The sequence below is a fragment of the Sphingomonas bacterium genome (genome assembly GCF_903643065.1).
Lineage (GTDB): Bacteria > Pseudomonadota > Alphaproteobacteria > Sphingomonadales > Sphingomonadaceae > Sphingomonas.
Map to the genome: position 1 here is coordinate 1 of NZ_CAHJWX010000225.1, position 4,657 is coordinate 4,657.

At 69.8% G+C, this 4,657-nt stretch carries 5 protein-coding genes; 1 reads left to right on the forward strand and 4 read right to left on the reverse strand.

Features of this window, described 5'->3' with window-relative positions:
• The 3 genes from HUU95_RS08940 to HUU95_RS08950 form a co-directional block, all read right to left on the reverse strand.
• On the reverse strand, positions 1 to 376 hold a 376-nt coding region (locus HUU95_RS08940), incomplete at its 3' end, for a formate dehydrogenase accessory sulfurtransferase FdhD (protein ID WP_174279793.1).
• Positions 373 to 918 (reverse strand): molybdenum cofactor guanylyltransferase, encoded by a 546-nt coding sequence (mobA, locus tag HUU95_RS08945; protein WP_174279794.1) that lies wholly within the window; start codon positions 916 to 918, stop codon positions 373 to 375. The genes mobA and HUU95_RS08940, both read right to left, overlap by 4 nt.
• Positions 915 to 3,197: an FdhF/YdeP family oxidoreductase gene (locus HUU95_RS08950; protein WP_174279795.1), complete on the reverse strand. Its 2,283-nt coding sequence runs from the start codon at positions 3,195 to 3,197 to the stop codon at positions 915 to 917. The genes mobA and HUU95_RS08950 overlap by 4 nt, the downstream gene beginning before the upstream one ends.
• A 70-nt stretch (positions 3,198 to 3,267) precedes the next feature.
• Between HUU95_RS08950 and trxB the strand changes: the two genes are divergently transcribed.
• Positions 3,268 to 4,236, forward strand: a complete 969-nt coding sequence (gene trxB / locus HUU95_RS08955; RefSeq protein WP_174279796.1) for a thioredoxin-disulfide reductase — start codon at positions 3,268 to 3,270, stop codon at positions 4,234 to 4,236.
• A 34-nt stretch (positions 4,237 to 4,270) separates the two neighbouring features.
• Here trxB and HUU95_RS08960 read toward each other — a convergent pair.
• On the reverse strand, positions 4,271 to 4,657 hold a 387-nt coding region (locus HUU95_RS08960), incomplete at its 5' end, for a helix-turn-helix domain-containing protein (protein ID WP_174279797.1).

Consider the following 4,657-nt stretch of genomic DNA (forward strand, 5'->3'; position numbering starts at 1 on the left):
GCGTCGCGACGGGCCGGCGCAGCTGCTCCAGCCCGGCGATGCCGCACAGCCCGCAACTCGTGTCGCTGGTCCGGTGCCGCACGCGATCCGCCATGCGGCCGCGACAGCGCTCGGCGAGCGTGATCCGCAACACCCAGCCGTCCGGTCCCTCGAACGGCTCCGCGTCCACGACGTCGGCGGCGTCGTCGACCAGCCGCTCGGTCAGCATGAAGCCGGTCGCGAACGCGGGCAGGTCCGCCGGCGTCATCATCATCACCGCATAGCCAAGCCCGTCCACCTCGACCGCGATCGGCGCCTCGACCGGCAGCACGCGCTCGCCCGGCGAAGCGCCATCGGGTCGCAGCACCAGCGTCGGCGCGCGAGCCCAGGACGTCATAGGGCCAGCAGGTCTTCCCCATCACGCACCAGCGCGTCCAGGTCGGCGGGCGTGTTGACGTTGGCGATCGGCCCCGACGCCGCGATCGGCAAGGCGCCGATCGCGCGCGCCCAGCCCCGCACCGATCGATCATCACCACCAGCCATCGCCAGCGCGCGCCCGGCCAACGCGACGGACCAATGCCCCAGCACCGGCGCGTCCTCGCAAAAGGACGGCGCGCGTCGCAGCAGCGCGGGCAGCAGCTCGGGCGGCAGGCGCACCATGTCGCAGCCGATCGTCAGCACGCTCGCGAAGCCGTGCGCCGCCGCGAAGCCGAGTGCCCCGGCGATCCCGCCCAGCGGGCCCAGGCCCGGCGCGGGCAGGTCGTCCACCTCGCCACGCGTGCCGCCGACGACCACCACGCGATCGACGTGCTGGCCGATCAGCGCCGCCGCATGATCCGCCAGCGCGCGCCCGTGCCAGGCGGCGGCGGCCTTGTCCGACCCAAAGCGCGATGAGCGCCCGCCGGCAAGGACGGCACCCAAGACCGGCTGGTGCGTCATGCCGCGCGCTCCACCCGCACCGGCACCGATTTCGCGGCGGGCACGTGGCTTTCCTCCGCGTGGTGCGCGACGGGAATCAGCGGGTTGCACTCCGGATAGTAACCGCCGACGCAGCCGCGAGGGATGTCATAGGCGACCACCCGCAGGCCCTCAACGCGCGCGTCGGCATTGTCGCCATGGTCGCCGACCAGGTGAACCGTCTCGCCGTCGCGCAGCCCCATCTCGACGAGGTCGAGCCGGTTCATCAACGCCACCTGCCGCGTGCCCTTGATGCCGCGGAACCGATCGTCATAGCCATAGATCGTCGTGTTGAACTGGTCGTTGGAGCGCAGCGTCACCAGCCGCATCCGCCCAACCTGATCCTCGAAGCCGGTCGAGTTCATCACCTTGGGCACGTTGAACTCGGCCCGGCCCGACGGCGTCGTCCATTGCCGATGCGCGGCAGGGACGCCCTTCCAGAATCCGCCCGGCACGTGCAGCCGCTCGTTGAAGCGCGCGAACTGGTCCGGATAGGTCGTCTCGATCGCGTCGCGCACGAGCGAATAGTCGGCGACCCACTCCTCCCACGGCACCTTGGGATTGGGCGGCAGCGTCGCGCGGGCGATCCCGGCGATGATCGCCGGCTCGCTCAGCAGCGTGTCCGCCGCCGGCTCCACCCGCCCGCGAGAGCCATAGATGCGGCTGAACGAGTCCTCCATCGTCACCGTCTGCGACCCGGTCTTCTGCCGATCGAGCTCGATCCGGCCAAGGCAGGGAAGCAGGTAGCAGGTCCGGCCCGTCAGCAGGTGCGACCGGTTGAGCTTGGTCGCGATATGGACGGTCAGGTCGACATCCGCCCAGGCGGGCTCGGTCAGGCGATGATCGGGGATCGCGCGAGCAAAGTTCCCGCCCAAGGCGACAAAGGCCTGCACCTCGCGCTTCACCAGCGCCTCGCACGCGCCCACCGTGTCCCAGCCCTCGTCGGTCGGCGGATCGAAGCCGAACTGCTTCTTGAGCTGCTCGACGGGCACCAGCTCGGTCTTCTCGGTGATCCCGACGGTGCGCTGGCCCTGCACGTTGCTGTGCCCGCGCACCGGGCCGAAGCCCGCGCCGGGCTTGCCGACATTACCGCGCAACAGCATGAAGTTGACCAGCATCTGGAGGTTGGTGATGCCGTGGACGTGCTGGGTCAGCCCCATGCCATAGACGCAGATCACCGCCTTTGCGCGCGCATAGATCGCCGCCGCGCTCTCCAGCGCGTCGCGGGTCAGCCCGCTCTCATGCTCGATCGCCGCCCAGTCCGCTTCCCGCGCATGCTGGGCGACCGCGTCGAAGCCCCTGGTGTGCTGGCCGATGAAGCCATGGTCGATTACCGCCGGCGCACCCGACTCGTGCGCGCGGTCGTCGAGATGGACGACATGCTTGATCATGCCCAGCAGCGCGGCGATGTCGCCCCCCGCCTTTACCTGATGATATTGGGACGCGATCGGGGTGGACTTGCCGGTCAGCATCTCGACCGGGCTCTGCGGGTCGGTGAAGCGCTCAAGCCCGCGCTCCTTGAGCGGGTTGAACACGACGATGTCGACGCCGCGCTGGTGGCATTCGGCGAGCGGGCGCAGGAAGCGCGGGCTGTTCACGCCCGGATTCTGGCCGAAATAGAAGATCGCGTCGCATTTCTCGTAATCGGTGAAGTGGATCGTGCCGACTGGCGAGCCGATGCACGAGCGCAGGCCCACCGACGTCGTCTCGTGGCACATGTTGGACGAGTCGGGCAGGTTCTGGTGGCCGTGCAGGCGCGCGAACAACGCCCACATGTAACTCGTCTCCAGGCTCGCGCGGCCCGACGCATAGGCGATCACCTTCTTGGGATCGCAGGTCTTCAGCTTGGCGCCGATCTCCGCGAACGCCTCCTCCCACGACACGGCGAGGTAGCGGTCGCTGCCCGCATCGTACCGCATCGGATGGGTCAGCCGCCCCGCCTGTTCCAGATCGTGATCGGACCAGCTCAACAGGTCGCCGACGCGGTGCTTCTGGAAGAACGCGGGCGTGGTGCGGAAGCGGGTGATCTCCCACGCGGTCGCCTTGCCGCCATTCTCGCAGAACTCGGCCACGGTGGGATGCGCCGGCTTGCCCCACGCGCAGCTGACGCACATGAAGCCGTCCGGCTTGTTCTGCCGCGCCCATTCCGCGATCGTCTCCGGTCCCGCCCGCTGCGAGCGGATGGTCTGGGACAATCCCTTCATCGAGCCCCATCCACCGGCGGGGGCCGTGTACGCCTTGATCTCGACCTTCTCGCTCATCCGCGCGCAATGCGCCACGCAAGCCCGGCATGCCATGGAAAAACGACGGTCCTTGCCCTAGGTCAGCACCATGACGACGCACACCACCCGCATGCTCATCCTCGGCTCCGGCCCCGCCGGCCTGTCCGCCGCCATCTATGGCGCGCGCGCGGGAATGAAGCCGATCGTGATCCAGGGCATCCAGCCCGGCGGCCAGCTCACCACCACCACCGACGTCGAGAATTATCCGGGCTTCGCCGACGTGATCCAGGGCCCGTGGCTGATGGAACAGATGCAGGCGCAGGCCGCGCAGGTCGGCACGACATTGCTGTGGGACACGATCGTGGAGGTCGACCTGACTCGCCGACCGTTCCGGCTGGTCGGCGACGGTGGCGATACCTATCGCGGCGACGTGCTGGTGATCGCGACCGGCGCGCAGGCCAGATGGCTGGGGCTGGAGAGCGAGGAAGCGCTCAAGGGCAAGGGCGTCAGCGCGTGTGCGACGTGCGACGGCTTCTTCTACCGGGGCAAGAAGGTGGCGGTGATCGGCGGCGGCAACACGGCGGTGGAGGAGGCGCTGTACCTCACCAACCATTCGCCCGACGTGACGCTGATCCATCGCCGTGACAGCCTGCGCGCCGAACGCATCCTGCAGGAACGGCTGTTCGCGCATCCGGGCGTGACGGTGCTCTGGAACAAGGAGGTGCGCCGCTTCGTCGATGGCGGCGGCAAGGCCGGGCTGGTCGCGCTGGAGCTGGAGGACACCGTCACCGGCGCGACCTCGCGGCTCGACACGGACGGCGGCTTCGTCGCGATCGGGCACCATCCGGCGACCGAGCTGTTCCGGGGCCATTTGGACCTCGACCGCGACGGCTATGTCGCGGTGACGCCGGGGACGACGAACACCAGCGTGCCGGGCGTGTTCGCGTGCGGCGACGTGGCGGACAAGATCTATCGCCAGGCGGTGACGGCGGCGGGCACCGGCTGCATGGCGGCGCTGGACGCGGAGCGGTTCCTGCAGGCGGCGGAGTTCGAGGAGATGGCGGTGGCGGCGGAATAGCCTGACGAGACAGCCCCATCGAACCGCGACCGGCCTAGTGGAGGCGAGCCACCATGCGCCGGATGACCTCGGGCACCTGGTCGGGATGGATGGCCGGGGCTTCGCCACGGGCGGCCACGCGCACCTCACGCGGGCTGCAGCCGAACAAGGCGCGGAAGCCGCGGCCCAGGCTGATCGTGTCGGCGAAGCCGTGCCGCTCCGCCACCCGCGCGATCGGCTCGTGCTCACCGGTTTCCACCAGGTCGCGGTAGAGCGCAAGCAGCCGGCGCCGGCGATCATAGGCCAACAGGCCACCCTCGCCCTGGAACAGGCGGTACAGCACCGAGCGGGAGGTGCCGGACGCGCGCGCCAGCCCGTCGACCGAGACGCTGCCGGGCGGCGCGGCGGCGATCAGCGCCTTGAGCCGCGCCAGCCGGCCGGC